This window comes from Mycobacterium sp. E2479 (assembly GCF_001667925.1).
Taxonomy (GTDB): Bacteria; Actinomycetota; Actinomycetes; order Mycobacteriales; family Mycobacteriaceae; genus Mycobacterium.
Map to the genome: position 1 here is coordinate 81,532 of NZ_LZJR01000093.1, position 19,238 is coordinate 100,769.

The following is a 19,238-nucleotide window of genomic DNA, read 5'->3' on the forward strand; positions in this document are numbered from 1 at the left end:
CGCGCGTGATCACACGCCGGCTCGGACCTCCTGGGCGGCGGCAACCATGTTCTTCAGCGACGCAGTCACCTCGTCGGGGTTGCGGGTCTTCAGCCCGCAGTCGGGGTTGACCCATAGCCGTTCGGCGGGAACAGCCCGCAGCGCCGCGCGCAGCGACTCGGCCATCTCGCCCGTGCTCGGCACCCGCGGCGAGTGGATGTCGTAGACGCCCGGCCCGACACTGTTGGAGAAGCCGATTGAGTTCAGGTCGTCCAACACCTCCATGTGTGAGCGTGCCGCCTCGATGGATGTCACGTCGGCGTCCAGATCGGCGATGGCTCCGATGACCTCACCGAATTCCGAATAGCACAGGTGGGTGTGGATCTGGGTGGAGTCCGCGACTCCGGAGGTGGCCAATCGGAAAGACCCTACGGCCCAACGCAAGTAGTCCGCCTGATCGGCGCGACGCAGCGGTAGCAGCTCACGCAGCGCGGGCTCGTCGACCTGGATGACGGCAATGCCGGCATCCTGCAGATCCACCGTCTCGTCGCGGATCGCCAGCGCCACCTGGTTCGCGGTGTCGGCCAGTGGTTGATCGTCCCGGACGAACGACCACGCCAAAATCGTTACCGGTCCGGTCAGCATGCCCTTGACCGGCTTGTCGGTCAGCGACTGCGCATACTTCGCCCACTCCACCGTCATCGGGTGCCCGCGGATCACGTCGCCGAAGAGCACCGGCGGGCGCACGCACCGGCTGCCGTACGACTGCACCCAGCCGCTCTTGGTGGCGAAGAACCCGTCCAACTGCTCGGCGAAGTACTGCACCATGTCATTGCGCTCCGGTTCGCCGTGCACCAGCACGTCGATCCCGAGGCTCTCCTGCAACTTGATGACGTCGGCGATCTCCTGCTTCATCCGCCTCTGATACTCGGCCTCGTCGATCTCGCCGGCGACCAGTGCGGCGCGCGTCTTGCGGATCTCGACGGTCTGCGGGAACGACCCGATGGTGGTGGTCGGCAGCGGCGGCAGCTGAAGCCGCGCCTCCTGGCTGGCCCGGCGCTGGGCGGCGTCACCCCGGTGCGTACCCGACGCGACGATCGAGTCGATGCGGGCTCGCAGGCGGTCATCGTGCAGGCGCGGGTCATTCTTGCGGGACGCCACCGCGGCGTTGGACGCCGCGATCTCGTCGGCGACCGCGTCGCGGCCCTCATTCAGTGCGCGGGCGAGCGTCACGACCTCGGTGACCTTCTCCCGTCCGAACGCGAGCCAGCTGCGCAGCGCGTCATCGAGGCCGGTCTCGGGCTCCAGCGAGTACGGCACGTGCAGGGTCGAGCACGAGGTCGAGACCGCCACATGGGCCGCCGCGCCCGACAGGGTGGCCAGCTTGTCTAGCGCCGACTCCAGGTCGGTGCGCCAGATGTTGCGCCCGTCCACCACACCGGCTACCACGGTCTTGCCGGCCAATTCGGGCACCGCAAGAAAAGAAGTCACCGCCGGGTCCGGCCCGTAGACCAGATCGACACCGATCGCCTCGACGGGCGTGCGGGCCAGCGCGGCCAGGGAGGCGCCGGGGTCGCCGAAGTAGGTCGCGACGTAGATGGCGGGCCGGTTGCTCAGCTTCCCCAACGCGTTGTAGACCGCTTCGGCCAATGCCGGTGCGTCGGGGGAGATGTCGGTCACCAGCGCCGGCTCGTCGATCTGCACCCACTTCGCGCCGTTGTCGGCCAGCAGTGACAGCAGCTCGGAGTAGATCGGCACCAGTTCCTGCAGGCGTTCGATCGGCGGGCCGCCACCATTGACGGCCTTGCTCAGCAGTAGGAAGGTGATCGGCCCGATGACCACTGGGCGCGCTGGAATGCCAAGACCTCGAGCCTCTTTCAACTCCGAGAGCACCTTGTCCGGGTGCAGCGCGAATGTCGTTGCGGGCTCGATCTCGGGAACGATGTAGTGGTAGTTGGTATCGAACCACTTCGTCATCTCCAGGGGCGCGACGTCTTTGTTGCCGCGCGCCGCGGCGAAGTAGCGGTCCAGGTCGTCGGGAACCTGCGCGGCCCGGGCCGGCAGCGCGCCCAGCATGACCGCGGTATCGAGCACCTGGTCGTAGTAGGAGAAGGTGTTCACCGGGACCGAGTCCAGGCCGGCGTCGGCCAGGTCCTTCCAGGTATCGCGGCGCAGGGTCGCGGCAACCTTTTCCAGATCGGCACGGCTGGTGCGCCCGGCCCAGTAGCCCTCGGTGGCGCGCTTGAGTTCACGCTTGGGACCGATGCGTGGCGAGCCGACTACCGTTGCGGTGAATGCTTGAGGGGTCACGATATTCGTCCTTCAATCGACGTGGTGGTCACCGCCGGCGGACCTGCAGCCGATCCGACAGCGGTGCGTACCCAGGTACCAACCGCAACGGCTGCAGCCTAACGCCCATTCCACGAGGCGATGAGCCGCCGGACGCGGCGCGCCCGGCACAGCTGGCAGGTCTCCGGACTCGCAGGCGTGCACTCCGACGGTGCTCCTAGTGGCCGTCGCTTCCCAGTCGTGGTGACCAGTGCTTGCCAAAATTTCGGACGGCGGTCGTTCCTGCATACCGTTGCGGGACAGTCCCGGATTCCCACCGGGTTCCCTCTCGCGAGGCGTTACTAACGTTCGCCTCGCTCGATGCCCGCGCCGCGGTGGCGGCACAAGCAGACCAGCTGCAAGGGGCAGCTTAGTCAGTTCGCCAACGCCTCCGCGATCGGGATGTCGCCGTTGTTGAATTCAATGATTCGTCGGACGGTCGAATCGTCGGCCAGTGCGGCGGCCGCGACGAGCGCGACGTCGGCGCGCGAGACCTGCCCGTTCGCCTGGCCGACCGCGATCTTGCCGGTCGCCGGATCGAGGGTGAGCCGGCCCGGCCCCAACACCGTCCAATCCAGGCCGCTGGCGCGCAGGTGGGCATCGGCCGCGGCCTTGGCCTGTGCGTAGGCGAAGAACGGATCGTCCTGCGGTACATCATGATCCGGGCCTGCACCAAAGTAGGACACCATGACGAACCGCTTGACGCCCGCCTGTGCGGCGGCGTCGATCACCCGGATCGCGGCATCCCGGTCGACGGCATACGTCCGCTCCGGATTGCCACCGCCCGCCCCGGCTGAAAAGACGACCGCGTCGTGCCCGGCCACCAAATCCGCCAGGGCGTTCGTGTCGAGCCGCTCGATGTCGGAAACCACCGGCTTGGCGCCGGTGGCAGCGACATCATCGGACTGATCGGGATTGCGGAAGACCGAGCTCACGTGGTCGCCGCGCTGGGTCAGGTCGCGAGCCAGCAGCAGTGCGACCTTGCCATGCCCGCCGAAGATGATGACGCGTGCCATGTCTGAAGACGGTAGTGCCACCCGTCAGCGATGTCGCGACCCTCCCTCCGAAGCGGGAGGTGCCCCCTTCGCTCTGCTACGCCGCGCTCGCGATCGCCGTTAAAGCTTCACCCGCCCCATGATCAGGTCGATGATCGGCTTGCCGGGCGGGTACGCGCCGGTCAACGACGCCATCGTGTGTCCGTAGTCGACCAGCAGCGTGATGCCGCTGATGCCGAAGGCCGCGGCGCTGTTGAGGAACGCCATCACATCACCCATCTGCTCCGGGGTGTGCACCTTCGATCCGGTCTCGTCGCGGTAGTCCTGGGCGAAGGTCAGCCACAGGTCGGCGTTGGCCTGGGCCAGCGGGGTGTCGGTGGGGCCCGGGCAGATCGCGTTGATCCGAATGCCCTTCTTCAGCAGGGGATAGCCCTGGGTCGCGACGTAGGCGTTGACGACCTTCTTGGAGAAGCCGTAGTGGATGATGCCCTCGGCTTCGTGCGCCTTGACCCATTCCTGGGCCGACGCAAAGTCCGGCGTGGCCAGGAACTCGTTCAGCAAGTCCAGGTCGTTCTCCCAGCCCATGCCGGCGACCGACGAGATGAAGCAGATCGCCGAGCCCGACGGAAGCTGATTGCGCTCCAGCAGGCGCTCGATGAGGTGCCGATGGCCGAGGAAGTTGATCGCCATCAGGTCGGTGGTCCCGTCGGCGATGCCGGCGGCGGAGAACACCGCGTGGATTGGGCCGTCCAGCTGGTCGATGGCGGCGTCGATCGACGCGGTGTCGCGCAGGTCGACCTGAATGGACTTGGCGACGTCGTAGCGCACCGGCGCGTAGTCCATCACGATGACTTCGGCACCAAGCTCGGCCGCTGACTTGGCCGCCGCGGCGCCCATGCCAGTCGCGCCACCGACGACGAGAGCGCGCTTGCCGTCGTAGCGCAACCGATCGACAATGGTCATGGAAATCCCCTTCTCGGATAATGCCAATGCGGTTCTAACTGCTCAACTGTATGGGTAACAGTTATTTGGTTCAATACCGGGTCTGGTCAAACGACGTCTACTTGCCGCGGACGGCGACGCCCCGCAGGACGGTGTCGCGAGCATGCACCAAACCCGCGCGGGTGCCGATGTCGTTGAGGATGTTCTCCGGGATCCACTGCAGGCCGACGACGCAGCGGGACAACATCGCGGTGGACGGCGCGTCGACACGTATCTCGCCTGACCGGATGCCCTCGGAAAGAAGCGTTTTCATCTGCCGCAGCCGCGTGGCGTACAGCCAGCCGGGGTTGGGCGTGTCCGGGGGTGATTGGCGCATCCAGGCCAGCTGGATCCTGAACTCGTCGGAAAACCGGTCGAGCGCATTGACGTTGACCCAGCTCAACGCATCGAGCTTTTCGATCGGGGTGGCATCCGAGCGCAAGACGCTGACCCAGCCCGCCTCGACCTTCCTGCCGAACGATTCCATGATCGATGCGAGGAGTTCGTCCTTGGATCCGATTACGCGATACACAGTTCCGGTGCCCAGACCGGCCGCCGAAGCGATGTCCCTGACGGTGGTGACTTCATACCCTCTGCGACCGAATTCGGCTCGTGCCACCGCCCGGACCAGAGCCGCCTTGTCGTTGGGGTCCGCATCGCTGTCGTCGGACCAGGTCGCGATGACGTCGCTGGCGGCGGTGAAGGCCTTCGACCGGTCCAGTGCGGAATCGGTTGGTGGCCGAGTTGCTAAGCCTTCCAGGATGATTCGGCACAACAGTCCGGCCACCTGGTCGGTGGCGGACTTATGGCGCATGACATCGAGCCCGACCTGCAGCATGGTTTGGCAGATCCGGTCGGCCAGCGTGGGAAGGTCGATTTCGGGTTTGATGTAACCGCTCCACCGAGCGGCGCGCAGCGTCTGCAGCATCGCCTCCTGAATAGCCACGGGCCGTTGCTGCGTCAGCTTGATCAGTTCCGGGTCCGTACTCGGCCCCTCGTAGAACGACATCTGCAACGCGGCGCGGTGTTCGACGGCACAGGTGGCGATCGCCGAGCCCAATTCGATGATCTGCTGGGCGACAGGGCGGGAGTCGGGTTCGTCCAATCTCGCCTGGGCGGTCCGTCCGATGCGCTCCAGGTCGTCCTGGTAGCGGCGGATCAATTCGACGAGGATCGCCTCTTTGGACTCGAAGTGGTGATACAGGCTGCCGGGAAGGATGCCTGCGGCATCGGCGATCTCTTGCAGCGACGTCCGCAATCCCGACGAGGCGATCAACGACGCGGCGGTGGCCAGGATCTCGGCGCGGCGCGTCGGAGAATCAGCTGTGCTGCTGGCCCGCAGTGGCTCGGCCTTCGCCATGGTTAGCGGTGTGCAAATCTGGACGACTGCGCGCCGGCCAACATTCGCATTCGTCCTCTCTCGCCGAACCAAATCTTTGTTAGAGGCTATCAGACTGAGCGCGGTGAATGCGCTGCACAAAGCGGTGAAAGCCCGATTCTAGAGCGCCGGGCCGTCCCAGCGGTCACACGCGACCACTTCCTCGAGCGGCCGCCGGCGCGCCGGTGAGAATGTGCGGCCCGCGCGCAGGCGGCCCACCGGCAAGAGGCACCCCTGAACGTAGGTCGGCGGAATCCCGAGCAGGTTGCGAATTTCCTCTTCGTGATGCAGATGCAGGGTGGTGATGCACGTCCCGTATCCCCGGGTGTGCAAGGCCAGCTGGAAATTCCACACCGGCGGGAAGATCGACCCGTACAACGTGGCCAGATGAAACGATTCATCGCCCTCGATGCGAGGCAGATAGGGTTCATAGCAAGGGATTACCAGCAGCGGCACGCTCGCCATGTTCTGCACCAACCACTCCGTCGACGACATGACCCGGCTCTCCGGAGTCCCCGCGGGCATCAGGTCCGCGATCAGCTGTCCGCCCACCCGCAGCAGGTAGGCGTGGCGATAAAGCTCGGCGATCTTGGTCCGCAGCGCCGGGTCCGAGATCACCAACCAGCGCCATGCCTGGGCATTCGACCCGTTCGCCGCCTGCAGGGCGATTCGCAGGCAGTCGCGGATGTCGTCGAGGTCGACCGGCGCGTTGAGGTCGAGCGATCTGCGTGCCGAAGGGGTCGCGGTGAGCAGGTAGTCGATCTCCATCACTGACGGCCTCTCTTGGCAAGGCGCGCACCGACTTCGGTGAGGTAGGCATCGGGGCCGCCGAGAAAAGAGCTCCAGCTCAGCAGCCGCTTGAGGTACAGGTGAGCGTCGTGCTCCCAGGTGTAGCCGATCCCACCGAACACTTGGATGGCGGTGTCGGCCACGGTGGCCAGTCGCCCGGCGAACGCCTTCGCGCGCAGCGCGGCAAGATGGCGCTCTTCGCCGGATCGACCATCGGCTTCGGGGAATGCGTCGCTGGCCCACAGCGCGTGGATCACCCCGCTGCGGGCGAGCTCGACCGTCTCGAACATGTCCACACACAGATGCTGGACGGCCTGGAAGGAGCCGATCGGCTGACCGAATTGTGCTCTGCCTTTCGCGTATTCGACGGCGAGGTCCATAACGGCGCGCGCGGCGCCGAGCGCATCGGCCGCGGTGGCAATCAGCACGTCGTCGATCACCGCCGCCATGTCGTCCGCCGACGCCGAGGCCAGTCGTTGCGCGGGCGCCGCGCGGAACGTGACGCGGAAACGCTTGCGGGTCGCGTCGATGCCGTGCCCGGCCATGACCGAGACCCCTGCCGATCCGGGCCGCACGACGAAAAGCGCGGTGCCGTCGGCGTCTTCGGCGGCCACCAGCAGGACGTCGGCGGCCGCGGCGTCGGGTACCTCGGCGATCTCGCCGCGCAGGGTGATCGCTTCATCGTTGCGGTGCGCGGTGACCGAGGCGTTCGCTGAATCCGGGTAGCAGACGGCGGCCACGGTGGTGCCGTCCGCGATGCCGCGCAACAACTTAGGTGCGATGTCGTTGTCTTTCAACCGGGTCAGCACGCGCGCGGCGGCCACCGCGGTCGACAACCACGGCCCCGGATACAGCGCGGCGCCCAGCTCTTCGGCGACGATGCCGGCCTCGACCATGGTCATGCCGGCACCCCCGCACTCTTCCGGCACCAGCAGGCCGGTGGTCCCGAGATCGGCGAGACCGCGCCACACAGCCTCGTCGACGCCGGTCGGATCGTCGAGCAGGGACCGGACATGCTGCGAAATCGGTGCCTTCTCAGCGAGAAATCGCCGTGTGGTGTCGCGCAGCGCCACCTGCTCGTCGGTGAGTTCGAGGTTCATGTGCGCGGCAGTCCCAGCACTCGCTGAGCGGTGATGTTCTTGTTGATCTGCGTGGTACCGCCCGCGATGGTCAGCGACCGCGACGTCAGACGGTAGTTAGCCCACGGCGCACCGGCGCCCTGGCTGCCGAGGGCGTCGAACGCCAGTGCGGCCAAATCCTGGCCGATCTCGCCCCAGACGGTCTTGGCCAAGCTGGCCGACCCGAACGCGTCACCACCATGCAGCGTCGCAGAGATCGACCGCTGACACAGGACCTCGAGATACTTGATGCGGACCGCGATTTCGCCCAGGCGGCGCAGCGTCACCGGATCGTCCAGCGCGCCGGTATTGGCGGCGGCGAGGTCGTTGACCAGCTCTTCGAGCCGGGCCTGCATCTCTGCGTACAGCCTCGCGGCGCCGGCGCGCTCGTGGCTGAGCGTCGTGGTAGCCACCTGCCAGCCAGCATTGAGCGGACCCAGCAACGCGTTGGCCGGCACCCGCACGTCGTGAAAGAACACCTCCGCGAAGTCGGCGTCACCGTTGAGCGTGACCAGCGGGCGGGCTTCGATGCCGGGCAGCGTCATGTCGACGATGAGGCAGGAGATGCCTTTGTGCTTGGGTGCGTCGGGATCGGTGCGCACGTAGAGCTGACACCAGTCGGCCCGATGCCCCAGCGAGGTCCAGATCTTCTGGCCGTTGATGACGAATTGGTCACCGTCTCGGACGGCGCGGGTCCGCAGCGACGCGAGATCGGACCCCGCCTCGGGCTCCGACATTCCCTGGCACCAGATGTCGTCGGCGCGCATCATGCGGGGGAGCAGGGTGCGCTTCTGGGACTCGGTGCCGTACTGCATGATTGCCGGGGCGATATTGTTCAAACCAATCACGTTGAGCGGCATCGGAGCTCGAGCGCGGGTGGTCTCTTCGGTGTAGACCAGCTGCTCGAGCACCGTTGCGCCGCGCCCACCGTACTCGGGCGGCCAGGACACGGCGGCCCATCCCGCATCGGCCATCGTCGCGTTCCATGCCCGCAGCATCTCGAACGCGGCATCGTCGCGGCCGGTGGGCCGGCGCGCCGCCACCAACTCGTCGGTCAGGTTCTGCGAGAGCCAGTCACGCAGCTCGCTGCGGAACTGTTCCACTTCCGCCGGGTATGAAAAGTCCACGTTCCTCTGTCTTCAGCGTCGTAAAGCCCTGACCAAGCCGGACTTTACGGTTGAGCGGATATCTGGTCAATGCCGCCGCCAGCCGCGTGCGAGGCCGCGAGTGGCCGATCGTATGAGGCGTCTGTCCTGTCATGGCGCGGCGTGCGGGTCCCGGGCACCATGGCGAGGACCGCGTCGGTGAGCAGCGATTGCGATTCGGCCACGAACTCCACCAGGCACACCCGATCGACGATGCCCCAACGTCCGTCGCGGCGCTGCAGGCGATCCACGTAACGACCGCCGGAGACCGTCATGTGGTTCGCCGGTTCACGGTCGGTCCCGATGAACAGGTAATAGGTCTCCGTATGGGCCTCGTCGTCGATGTCGGCGGTGTGGTTCAGCAGGTAGTGCTGGTATCGCGTCTGGCTGCCGTGATACGCGAGCGCCCAGTCGATGAAATCGTCTACCTCGCCGACGAATCCGACGTGGTCGTCGATGGCGCCGTCGTGATAGGCCCACCGCAGCAACGCCCGGTCCTGACGGTCGATCCCGCGCGCGTAGCGCTGCATGCAGTCGCAGATCTCCGCACGGTCGGCCAGCCGCTTGACCTGATTGCGCAGTTCGTCATCCACGTTCAGCTCCCTGCGGGTTCGGGAATGCCACCTCGGCGTTGTCCGGCATCGGGCTGACACCGCGCCGGTCACACACTTCCAGCACCTCGTCGACGATCGATGCGGGCACGATGAACTTCTCCGTCGCCGATATCAGCTCGAGATGCGCCGCGATGTCCTCGGCTGTCGGCCGGCTCTCGGCTTCGGCCAGCCAGCCTTCGGTGAGGCCGACGAACACGCGCGCATAGCGGCCGGCGGCGGCGGAATAGTTGCGGTGGGTGACGGTGCAGGCGGCGCTGGCCAGAAACGTCACCAGCGGCACGACGAGCTCGGGCCGGATGGCTTGGATGAAGCCGGATTCGGCGAGGAACTTCTCGTCGCCGACGGTCTCGGTGACCATCCGCGAGAAGCCGGTGGGCATAACGGAATTGGCGAGTATCCCGTGCGCCTCCCCTTCGATGGCGATGACGTTGGTCAATCCGACCAATCCGGCCTTGGCTGCCGCGTAGTGGGCCTCCATCGGCTGGCCGAAGATCCCGGCGGAGGACGAGATGAACACGAATCGCCCGCCACCGTTGTTCTTCATGACGCGATATGCGGGCTGAGACAGGTAAAAGCCGCCGTCGAGGTGAACGCGCAGCATCCGCGTCCAGTCGTCGTGCGAGAGGTCCTCAAAGGGCACGCTGGCGAAAATGCCGGCGTTGCTGATGACGGAATCAACGCGCCCGAACGAGTCCACCGCCGCATCGATGATCGCCTGACCGCCGGCCGGGTTGTCCACGGAGTCGTACGACGCGATCGCGGTGCCGCCGGCGTCTTTGATCTCGTCGACCACGTCGTCGGCGACGCCTCTATCGGATCCGTCGCCGCGCATCGTGCTGCCGACGTCGTTGACCACCACGGCGGCGCCGCGGCGGGCCAGGTCCAGGGCGTACAGCCGACCGAGTCCCCGACCGGCCCCGGTCACCACCGCCACCTGGCCGGTGAAGTCAATCATCGTGTGCTCCTGGTTCATTGACTGCTGTGCAGCCGGACATTACGGTGGAACAGATATTTGGTCAACAATCGGGAGGTTGAGCGTGGGAGACGACCGTCCCGACCGATTGCAGGTCCTGGGCATGCTCGCTTCCGCGCTGGCGGGTCAAGCCGTCGCGGTCGCCGGGCTGTCAGGGGGCGAGCCGGCGTGGACCGACGGCCAGACGATTCGCGTCGACGCCGCCGCCGGCCCGCTCGCGCAACTGAAGGCCGTAGCCGTGCAGGCATCGATGATCGCCGCCGGCAGCCTGGAACCCGATGTGGTGGGCGCCTTGGTTCGGCACCGGAAGCTGTCAAAGCGCTACCTGGCCGTGGAGGGCCACCGCGCGTTGGTCGCGAATGCGCATTTGTTGCCAAGTGTTTTGGCTTCGCTGGGCGACCGCGCCATCGCGGGGCGCAGCGATTCACCGCACGCGTCGCTCGCCATCGCCGCCTCACGCGAAGCGCTCGACGACCCGGCGCCGGAGTTCGGCGCCATCCGTGCGGCAAAAGTAATGACGGCGTGCGCGCGGGCGGCGAAACAAGATGAACAGGCGAAGCCCCGGCACGTGCCGCGGCGCGATGGTGCAACCGAACTCGAGGAGCTCGACGACGGCGAGGTGGACGACTCCGACGATCCCGACTTGTTCACCAGCCCGGTTGGCGGGGGTGGATTCATCGGTAAGTGGTTGAAGAAGATGCTCTCGTCGGCGCGCAAGACCGGAAGCGGCGGCGGCCCACCGGGCGCGGACAGCCCGACTCACCGCACCAACACCGGCAAGCGCGGCGCGTACGCCGTGGCGTCGCTCGCTTCGGCGCGCGCCGACGACGAGGGCGACGTCGATCAGGAGGGGCACACCGCCGCGGACGGCGTGCGGTATCCGGAATGGGACGTCGCGCGTAAGAGCTACCGGCCGGACTGGTGCACGGTCCGCGAGGTCGAGCCACAGATCCACGCATCGGCCACGCAGGCCATCGACGACGCCGTTGGGGTGCGGCGGCCGCTATCGCGGCTCGCCATGGGTCTGCACCGACGCCACCGGCAGGCGCAGGGCGACGACATCGACATCGATGCCGCCGTGGAAGCCCGGGTCGAGGTGCGGGCCGGATCGGCGCCCGACGAGGCCGTATACCTCGAAAGCCTGCGGCGCCGACGCGACCTCTCGGTGCTGCTACTGCTCGACGTGTCCGGCTCGGCGGGCGAACCCGGAACGGTCGGGCGCACGGTTCACGAACAACAGCGTGCGGCGGTCGCCAATCTGACCGTGGCGTTGCACGATCTCGGTGACCGTGTCGCGCTGTACGCGTATTACTCGCAGGGCCGGCGCGCGGTGAGCATGGTCCCCGTCAAGCGGTTCGACGACCAGCTGAACGCTCAGGTCATCAGGCGGCTCAACAGCCTGGAACCGGGCGCGTATTCACGCTTGGGTGCGGCGATCCGCCACGGTTCGGCGACCCTGGAGGCGCGCGGCGGGACGGCACGGCGGTTGCTGGTAGTGCTCTCCGACGGACTGGCGTACGACCACGGATACGAGCGGGCTTACGGCGCCGCGGACGCCCGCCGCGCGCTGACCGAGGCCCGCCGGCGGGGAACCGGCTGCGTATGCCTGACGATCGGCGCCGGGACCGACGTGCAATCGCTGCGCCGGGTGTTCGGCAACACCGCGCACGCGACGATCGCGCAACCCGGTCAGCTCGCCGGTGTCATCGGACCGTTGTTCCGCTCCGCACTCCGGTCGGCGGAGGTCCGGCGCAGGGTGTCGGTGATGCCAAGTCCCAGAACGCAGTTGGCGTCCGAGGGCGCCGGCACCGCCCGACCGGGCACTTGAAAACAAACATCTGTTCCGGCTAGGCTCCAATCGCCGGAAGTAGCAGAAGGGAAGCTATGGCCAACGAGTCCGGGCTTGCTTACTTCAATGGCGGTCTGCCCGACGCGGACGGAAAGGAAGCAGTGCGGCCCTATTACCAAGCGGTCGGCAGCGAAGAGGAGATCTTCAAGGCGGCCTACCGGCAGGGCCTGGCGCTGGTCCTGAAGGGTCCGACGGGGTGCGGCAAGACCCGGTTCGTCGAGGCGATGGCCCACGACTTGGGCCGGCCGTTGATCACCGTCGCCTGCCATGACGACCTCACCACCGCCGACCTGGTGGGGCGCTACCTGCTGCGCGGCGACGAGACCGTGTGGGTGGACGGCCCGTTGACCCACGCGGTGCGCGAGGGTGCGATCTGCTACCTCGACGAAGTGGTGGAAGCCCGGCAGGACACCACAGTGGTGCTGCATCCACTTGCCGACTATCGGCGTCAGCTGCCGATCGAGCGACTCGGCGTCACGCTGGACGCGGCGCCAGGATTCGGCCTCGTCGTGTCGTACAACCCGGGCTATCAGAGCGTGCTGAAGGATCTCAAGGATTCGACACGGCAGCGGATGGTCGCCATCGAATTCGATTTCCCCACCGCAGATATCGAAGAGGGCATCGTCGCGCACGAGGCGGGCGTGGATGGGTCCACCGCCGCCGAACTGGTCCGATTCGGCCAGGCCATCCGCAGACTGGAGACCGGCGGGCTGCGTGAGGTCGCCTCGACGCGGGTGCTGATCGCCGCGGGGAAGCTGGTCGCCGAGGGCCTGAGCATGCGTGACGCGGCGCGCGCCGCGATCGCCGGACCGTTGACCGACGACGTGGCGGTGGGTAAGGCGCTGGGTGAAATGATCGAGATCTACCTGGCGCCGGACGGGTCTGGCCGGTCCGATGATTGACGCTGCATACCGCCCCCGCTAGGGTCTGAACAAATATTAGGTTTTTCGGTTCGGCGTGCGCAAATCGAGTCACCTGGGAGGTCGGATGTCCTACGAGAGCACCGCAGAGCCGATCAAGGTCGGCTACTTGATGGACTTCAAGCTCCCCCCGGGGTTTCCCGAGGAGCTGTTCGCCTCCTTCACCCAGACTTTCGACCTGATCTTCGAGGAGGCGGTCGCCCAGGGCGTGATGGACCGCCCCGTGCAGATGATCTATCGCGAGGTGGAGGGGCTGCCCAAGGGTTCGGTCAAGGCGGTGATCGATGCGTATGGCGAACTGGTCGACGAGGGCTGCCTCGTGGTCTTCGGTCCCAACATCACCGATAACTGCGTGCCGTTGCGAGAAGCGATCGAGGAACGGTTCAAGGTGCCCGCGATCAGCGTAACCGGCACCGACGACTGGCTGGGTGAGTGGACATTCGCCTTCCCCCAGGGATCGATGACCGATGAGCCGATCTTTTTGGCCGACCTCATCGCCAAGCGCGGCCTGGCCGAGATCGGTGTGCTGGTCGAACAGAGCCTCATCGGCGAGAGCTACCTGAAGAACCTGCGAAGTGCCTGCCGTCGCAAAGGCATTCGCATCGTGGCGGAAGTTTCAATCGCCCAGACGGCGCAGGACATCAACGCTGCGGTACAGACGCTTCATGAGGCCAAGGCCGAGGCGATCGTGCACCTGGGGTTCGGATTCGGAATTGTGTTCATCAACCCCGCGCTCGAGTCCCTCGGCTGGGACCCGCCCCGGTTCACCACGACCGCGTGGCAGAACGCCTGGGTCAACCCCATCATGTGGAACGCGTTCATGGGCTGGACCGGTGTCGACCAGTACGACGAAGCGAACCGAATCGGCCAGGACTTCCTCGACAACTACGCGAAGAAGTACAACGGCAGCCGCCCCGAGTTCTGCGTGACCGTGGTGAACCGCGACGTCGCCGCGACGCTGGTGCGCGCGTTCAGCGATGCCCATCCGCTCAGCCCGCGCGGCGTGAAGGAGGCCCTGGAGCGGGTCAAGATGATGCCCGCCGCATCTGGTGCTCCCGGCACCCGGGTGTCGTTCGGCAAGTGGACGCGCCGGGCCTGGATGGGTGCCGGGTATCTGGTGGCGCGCACCCTCGATGCCGACGGCGTCAACTCGCATCTGGTCGATCGCTTCGGAGTGGAAGGCTGACTCGATGTCCACCGAACAAACCACATCGCCTGCCGCGCAGGAGGAACCGGCCGTCCCGCAGCGCAAGGGCAGGCGCAGCTGGGGCGGTTGGATCGCCGGCGCGGCGCTGGCGGCCTTCGCGCTGTTCTTCATCGCCAATTGCCGTGTGGCGCTTGACCCACGCATCGCAAACCCGAATGTGGTAGGACGGCCGCGGCCGGTGAAGTTCACGTTCGGGCTGGACTACATCACCTTCCTGGACTGGGCCACGGTCGTGGCGCTGATCGTTTTGTTGATCGTCTTCATCAGGGGCTGGCGCCGCAATCCCGGTAGCCCGGCGATGCTGATGTTCCTGTGTACCACGCTGATCGTGTGGCAGGACCCGATCATGAACTGGGCGCCGTTCGCGGTGTACAACCCCGATCTCGTTCACTGGCCGGAATCCTGGCCGCTGGTGTCGTTGTCACCGACGGTCGAACCGTTCGTGGTCTTCGGTTACGTGATGTTCTACTTCGGGCCCTACTTCCCGGGGGTCTGGATCCTGCGCCGGCTGCAGGCAAAGTACGGGCCCACCAGTTACGTCTCCCGGCACCCGTTGATCTGCCTGGGCGCGATCGTTCTGGTGATCGGGTTCATTTTCGATGCCTTCCTGGAAAACACCCTGATCCACTGGGGCATGTACATCTACTCGCAGGTGATCCCGTGGGGATCGGTGTTCACCGGCACCACCTTCCAGTTCCCGCTGATCTGGGAATCGTTCTCGGTGTGCTTCGTGATGGTGCCGGCCGCGATCCTGTGCTACCGCGACGACACCGGTAAGGCGGTCGCGGAAAAGCTTGCCGCGAAAGCGAAGTTGTTCCCGACGCGTCCGGTGCTGGGCACGTTCCTAGTGATGTTCGTCATCATCAACGTGTCGTACTTCGCTTACGGCACCTGGTTCTGGGTCATCAAGGTCAGCCATGCCGCCACCTCGGTGGCCTGCCCATGGCCGTATCCGGAGGCCAAAGTGTATGACCCGCAAGGGTATTACGAGAAAGCCGGCGCGCAAGGACCTTACTCGGTCGGCATCTGGTCGACCTGGGCCAGCGGGGAGCCCAATGGTCGGCCGCACGTCGAACCGCCGCCGCCCGGGCAGGGCGCCTGTGCAACCCAGGGCGAGAATGGTTGAGCCGCGCACGGTCGTCATCACCGGTGCGTCCCGCGGACTGGGCTTCGCCTCGGCGGTGCGGATGTACCGGGAGGGATGGCGCGTGGTCGCGGCCATGCGCGCGCCCGACCGCGGAATGCCATTGTTGCGTGCGGCGACGCAGTCCGGTGAGGATGACGAACGGTTGATCGGTGTCCAGCTTGACCTGACGGACAGCGCGTCCATCGCCGCGGCCGCCAAAACAATCGAGGAAACCGTGGGCGCACCGTATGCGCTGGTGCACAACGCCGGTATCTCCGCCGCCGGAATGGTCGAGGAGACCGATATGGCGCTGTGGCAGCGAATGCTCGCCACCAGCGTCCTGGGCCCCGTCGCGCTCACCCAGGCTCTGCTGCCGTCGATGCGGGCGGCGGGGGAGGGGCGAATCGTGCTGGTGTCCAGCGCGGCCGGGGTGCGGGGCCAGCCCGCCACCGCACCGTACTCGGCGGCCAAGGGAGCACTGGAGCGGTGGGGCGAATCGATGGCGTGCGAGATCGCTCCGTTCGGCCTCGGGGTCACCGTCCTGGTGGCCGGTACGTATGACACCGAGATCATCACCGACGCCGGCACCACCGACGACCGGAATTTCAACGGCCCGTACGCCCGGCTGCACAACACCATGAACAGCCGCGGGCGCTTCGCGATGAAAATGGCACGCCCCCCGGAGCGGTTCACCGACGGCCTACTCAAGGCGATCGAGGATCGGGGCGCATTCCGCCGCCGAGGTGTCGGACCCGATGCCTCGATGCTGTTGGTGGCCAACAGGATTCTGCCCGCATCGGGCATGCACCACATGTCGCGGCTCGTGCTGGGCATACCACGGCAGGGCTCGATGAGGGGTGGGGTGTGGCCGTTGACGACAAGTCAGAAGGCGATGGTCTTCGTCGCCCGTGTTCTTCCGCAGCCGGTACTGCAGCGCTTGGCCGCGGCAGCGGGGCGGTTCTCGTCGCAAAAGAATGCGGCACCGCAAGGGGATTAAGGGGCAATCATGGAACAACTTTTCGACGACCTCGAGGATTTCGGCGCCTTCGATGACGCGATATCCGGTGACGTGCGTGACCCGTACACCGAATTGGCGCGGCTGCGCAACGAGGAACCGGTGCAGCGACTTGAGACGTCGGGAGCGCTTCCGCACGAGGAAGGGCTGCCAATGTTCATCGTGTATCGCCACGAGGACATCCAGCAGATGCTGCGCGACAACGAGACGTTCTCCTCGGCCGCCGTGATCGCCGCATTCGGCCCGGTGCTGGGCGAAGGCGTGATGCTCGGCATGGACGAGCCAATCCACGGCCGGTTGCGGTCGCTGGTGTCCAAGGCGTTCTCGCAGAAGTCATTGGCGCGCTGGCAGGACGAGTTGGTTGGCCGCGTGGCAAACAGCCTCATCGACAAGTTCGCGCCGAACGGCAAGGCCGATCTGGTCAAGGAATTCACCTTTGACTACCCGAGCCAGATCATCGCCGGACTGCTGGGCCTGCCGGAAGAGGATTACCCGCAGTTCCAGCGGTGGTCGATTTCGCTGCTGAGCTGGCTGATGAACCCCGAACGCGGGCTTGCGGCCTCAGCCGCCCTGTGCGAGTACTTCGCGCCGATACTCCAGGCCCGCCGGGCCGACCCGAAGGACGATCTGATCAGCGCCCTCGCTGCGGCCGAGATCGACGGGGAGCAGCTTGCGGACGAGGAGATCTTCTCGTTCCTTCGGCTGCTGTTGCCGGCGGGCGTCGAGACGACCTACCGCGCACTCGGCAGCCTGCTGTTGGCGCTGTTGTCGGACCCGGCGCAGCTGGATGCCATCCGCGCGGACCGATCGCTGCTGCCCCAGGCGATCGAGGAGGGCGTGCGCTGGGAATCGCCGTTGTTGACCATCACCCGGGTGGCGACTCGCGACACCGAACTCGGTGGCGTGGCGATCCCGGCCGGCGCGACGGTCATGCCGATGCTCGGTTCGGCGAACCGGCAGGAGGATCGCTATCCCGATCCGAATACGTTCGACATCCACCGAGAGGCCAGGGCCCATCTGGGCTGGGGGCATGGCGTCCACGTCTGCCTCGGCATGCACTTGGCGCGGCTTGAGATGCGTACCGCCATCAACCTTCTGCTCGACAGGTTGCCGAACCTGCGGCTGGATCCCGACGGTGACGACCCCCATATCCGCGGCCAGGTCTTCCGGTCACCGACGTCGGTTCCGGTGCTCTTCGACCCCCGATGACCGGCCCTCGCCGAGGCTCCACTTGCCAATCGGCTAGTTTCCAGTAAGGCTCCCCGTAGGGTAACCAGCGCTCTGCGGGCCGCCCCTCTACCGAGTCGGAAGAGAGTGACAGATATGACTGAGGCTGTAAAGGTCCGCTTCGAGCCGAAGATGATGATCGACGGCAAGCTCGTCGACGGACAAGCCGGCACCTTCACCAATATCAACCCGGCGACCGAGGAGTCGCTCGGCGAGGTCGCCGACGGCTCGAAGGAGGATATGCACCGGGCCATCGACGCCGCCCGGCGTGCCTTCGACGAGACCGATTGGTCAACCAACAAGGAGCTGCGCAAGCGCTGCCTGCTGCAGCTGCACGAGGCGATCGAGTCCGAGATCGACGAGCTGCGCGAGGAACTCATCCTCGAGGTCGGATCGCCCCGGGCCATCACGTTCGGTCCCCAGCTCGACGCGCCACTGGAAGACGGGTTGAAGTATCCGGCCCGCCTGATCGACGAGTACGCCTGGGAGACCGACCTCGGCGACAAGGTCGTCAGCCTCACCGGCACGCTGACCACCCGCAAGGTCTGGCGCGAACCGGTGGGCGTGGTCGGAGCGATCGTGCCGTGGAACTTCCCGTTCGAGGTCACCCTCAACAAGCTCGGCCAGGCGCTGGGCACCGGCAACACCGTGGTGCTCAAGCCGGCGCCCAACACGCCGTTCAACGCGACCCGGCTCGGCCGGCTGATCGCCGAGAAGACCGACATCCCGGCCGGCGTCGTCAACGTCGTCACCGCCTCGGACCACTTCGTCGGCGAGGAGCTCACGCTGTCGCCCAAGGTCGACCTGATCTCGTTCACCGGTTCGACGGTGGTCGGCAAGCGGATCATGGAAAAGGGCGCCGCCACCATGAAGCGGCTGTTCCTCGAACTCGGCGGCAAGTCGGCCACCATCGTGTTGGAGGATGCCGACTTCGGGACGGCGTGCATGGTCGGCATCGCGCCGTGCATGCACGCCGGGCAGGGTTGCGCCAACCCGACCCGGTTGCTACTGCCGCGGTCCCGGTACGACGAGGGCGTGGAAATCCTCAAGAAAATCTACGAGAACGTCACGTGTGGCGACCCGCAGGATCCCGCGACGCTGTGCGGCCCGGTGATCTCGCAACGGCAGTACGAGCGGGTGATGGGCTACATCAACAAGGGTGTCGAGGAAGGTGCCACCGCGCTGGTCGGCGGTCCCGACGCCCCGACCGGTTTCGACAAGGGGTTCTACGTCCGCCCAACGCTTTTCACCAACGTCGACAACAAGATGACCATCGCGCAGGAGGAGATCTTCGGGCCGGTGCTGTCGGTCATTCCGTTCGACGACGAGGAGGACGCGATCCGGATCGCCAACGACAGCGTGTACGGGTTGGCCGGCAACGTGTTTGCCGGTTCTCTCGAACGTGCGTTGTCGGTGACCCGCCGGATCAGGGCCGGCTTCATGGGCGTCAACGGCGGAGCACCCTATGGCGCCGACACACCATTCGGTGGTTACAAGGAAAGCGGTGTGGGACGCCAGAACGGTGTCGCCGGATTCGACCAGTACACCGAAATCAAGTCGGTAGCCTACCCGGCCGGCTAGCAGCCACCGGTCG

The 19,238-nt window shown here is 66.3% G+C and carries 16 protein-coding genes and 1 riboswitch; of the genes, 7 read left to right on the forward strand and 9 right to left on the reverse strand.

From position 1 onward, the window contains the following. Window positions 1–9: 9 nt before the first annotated feature. The 9 genes from metE to A5686_RS14315 all read right to left on the reverse strand — a co-directional run bounded on the left by metE (window position 10) and on the right by A5686_RS14315 (window position 10,282). The gene (gene metE, locus A5686_RS14275; RefSeq protein ID WP_067935139.1) at window positions 10–2,289 is read right to left on the reverse strand and encodes a 5-methyltetrahydropteroyltriglutamate--homocysteine S-methyltransferase; all 2,280 of its coding nucleotides are present in this window, start codon (window positions 2,287–2,289) and stop codon (window positions 10–12) included. A 136-nt stretch (window positions 2,290–2,425) separates the two neighbouring features. Then, window positions 2,426–2,629, reverse strand: a riboswitch (cobalamin riboswitch). A gap of 52 nt (window positions 2,630–2,681) precedes the next feature. Further along, window positions 2,682–3,323, reverse strand: coding sequence for an SDR family oxidoreductase (locus A5686_RS14280; RefSeq protein ID WP_067935142.1), 642 nt, complete (start codon window positions 3,321–3,323; stop codon window positions 2,682–2,684). Between the two features lie 99 nt (window positions 3,324–3,422). Further along, window positions 3,423–4,265 (reverse strand): SDR family oxidoreductase, encoded by an 843-nt coding sequence (locus A5686_RS14285; protein ID WP_067935145.1) that lies wholly within the window; start codon window positions 4,263–4,265, stop codon window positions 3,423–3,425. Window positions 4,266–4,362: 97 nt separating this feature from the next. Next, window positions 4,363–5,643: a TetR/AcrR family transcriptional regulator gene (locus tag A5686_RS14290; protein WP_067935146.1), complete on the reverse strand. Its 1,281-nt coding sequence runs from the start codon at window positions 5,641–5,643 to the stop codon at window positions 4,363–4,365. Between the two features lie 138 nt (window positions 5,644–5,781). Next, complete coding sequence (locus A5686_RS14295; protein WP_067935147.1) at window positions 5,782–6,429, reverse strand: nitroreductase family protein; 648 nt, start codon at window positions 6,427–6,429, stop codon at window positions 5,782–5,784. Next, window positions 6,429–7,550, reverse strand: a complete 1,122-nt coding sequence (locus tag A5686_RS14300; RefSeq protein WP_067935150.1) for an acyl-CoA dehydrogenase family protein — start codon at window positions 7,548–7,550, stop codon at window positions 6,429–6,431. Before A5686_RS14300 ends, A5686_RS14295 begins: the two co-directional genes overlap by 1 nt. Beyond that, complete coding sequence (locus tag A5686_RS14305) at window positions 7,547–8,695, reverse strand: acyl-CoA dehydrogenase family protein (protein WP_067935154.1); 1,149 nt, start codon at window positions 8,693–8,695, stop codon at window positions 7,547–7,549. The genes A5686_RS14300 and A5686_RS14305 overlap by 4 nt, the downstream gene beginning before the upstream one ends. Before the next feature lie 44 nt (window positions 8,696–8,739). Next, window positions 8,740–9,306 (reverse strand): nuclear transport factor 2 family protein, encoded by a 567-nt coding sequence (locus A5686_RS14310; protein WP_067935157.1) that lies wholly within the window; start codon window positions 9,304–9,306, stop codon window positions 8,740–8,742. Continuing rightward, the gene (locus tag A5686_RS14315) at window positions 9,299–10,282 is read right to left on the reverse strand and encodes an SDR family NAD(P)-dependent oxidoreductase (protein ID WP_067935400.1); all 984 of its coding nucleotides are present in this window, start codon (window positions 10,280–10,282) and stop codon (window positions 9,299–9,301) included. The genes A5686_RS14310 and A5686_RS14315 overlap by 8 nt, the downstream gene beginning before the upstream one ends. A gap of 121 nt (window positions 10,283–10,403) precedes the next feature. Between A5686_RS14315 and A5686_RS14320 the strand changes: the two genes are divergently transcribed. The 7 genes from A5686_RS14320 to A5686_RS14350 all read left to right on the forward strand — a co-directional run bounded on the left by A5686_RS14320 (window position 10,404) and on the right by A5686_RS14350 (window position 19,225). After that, window positions 10,404–12,128 (forward strand): nitric oxide reductase activation protein NorD, encoded by a 1,725-nt coding sequence (locus A5686_RS14320; RefSeq protein WP_067935404.1) that lies wholly within the window; start codon window positions 10,404–10,406, stop codon window positions 12,126–12,128. A 56-nt stretch (window positions 12,129–12,184) separates the two neighbouring features. After that, entirely contained in the window at window positions 12,185–13,051 is an 867-nt protein-coding gene (locus A5686_RS14325) for a CbbQ/NirQ/NorQ/GpvN family protein (protein WP_067935161.1), read from the forward strand. An 85-nt stretch (window positions 13,052–13,136) separates the two neighbouring features. After that, complete coding sequence (locus A5686_RS14330; protein WP_067935163.1) at window positions 13,137–14,255, forward strand: ABC transporter substrate-binding protein; 1,119 nt, start codon at window positions 13,137–13,139, stop codon at window positions 14,253–14,255. Window positions 14,256–14,259: 4 nt separating this feature from the next. After that, window positions 14,260–15,402, forward strand: coding sequence for a spirocyclase AveC family protein (locus A5686_RS14335; RefSeq protein ID WP_067935164.1), 1,143 nt, complete (start codon window positions 14,260–14,262; stop codon window positions 15,400–15,402). Beyond that, window positions 15,395–16,399 (forward strand): SDR family oxidoreductase, encoded by a 1,005-nt coding sequence (locus tag A5686_RS14340; RefSeq protein WP_067935165.1) that lies wholly within the window; start codon window positions 15,395–15,397, stop codon window positions 16,397–16,399. Before A5686_RS14335 ends, A5686_RS14340 begins: the two co-directional genes overlap by 8 nt. Window positions 16,400–16,408: 9 nt before the next feature. Then, window positions 16,409–17,626, forward strand: coding sequence for a cytochrome P450 (locus A5686_RS14345; protein WP_067935166.1), 1,218 nt, complete (start codon window positions 16,409–16,411; stop codon window positions 17,624–17,626). Between the two features lie 114 nt (window positions 17,627–17,740). Beyond that, window positions 17,741–19,225, forward strand: a complete 1,485-nt coding sequence (locus tag A5686_RS14350; protein ID WP_067935170.1) for an aldehyde dehydrogenase family protein — start codon at window positions 17,741–17,743, stop codon at window positions 19,223–19,225. Window positions 19,226–19,238: the final 13 nt, after the last annotated feature.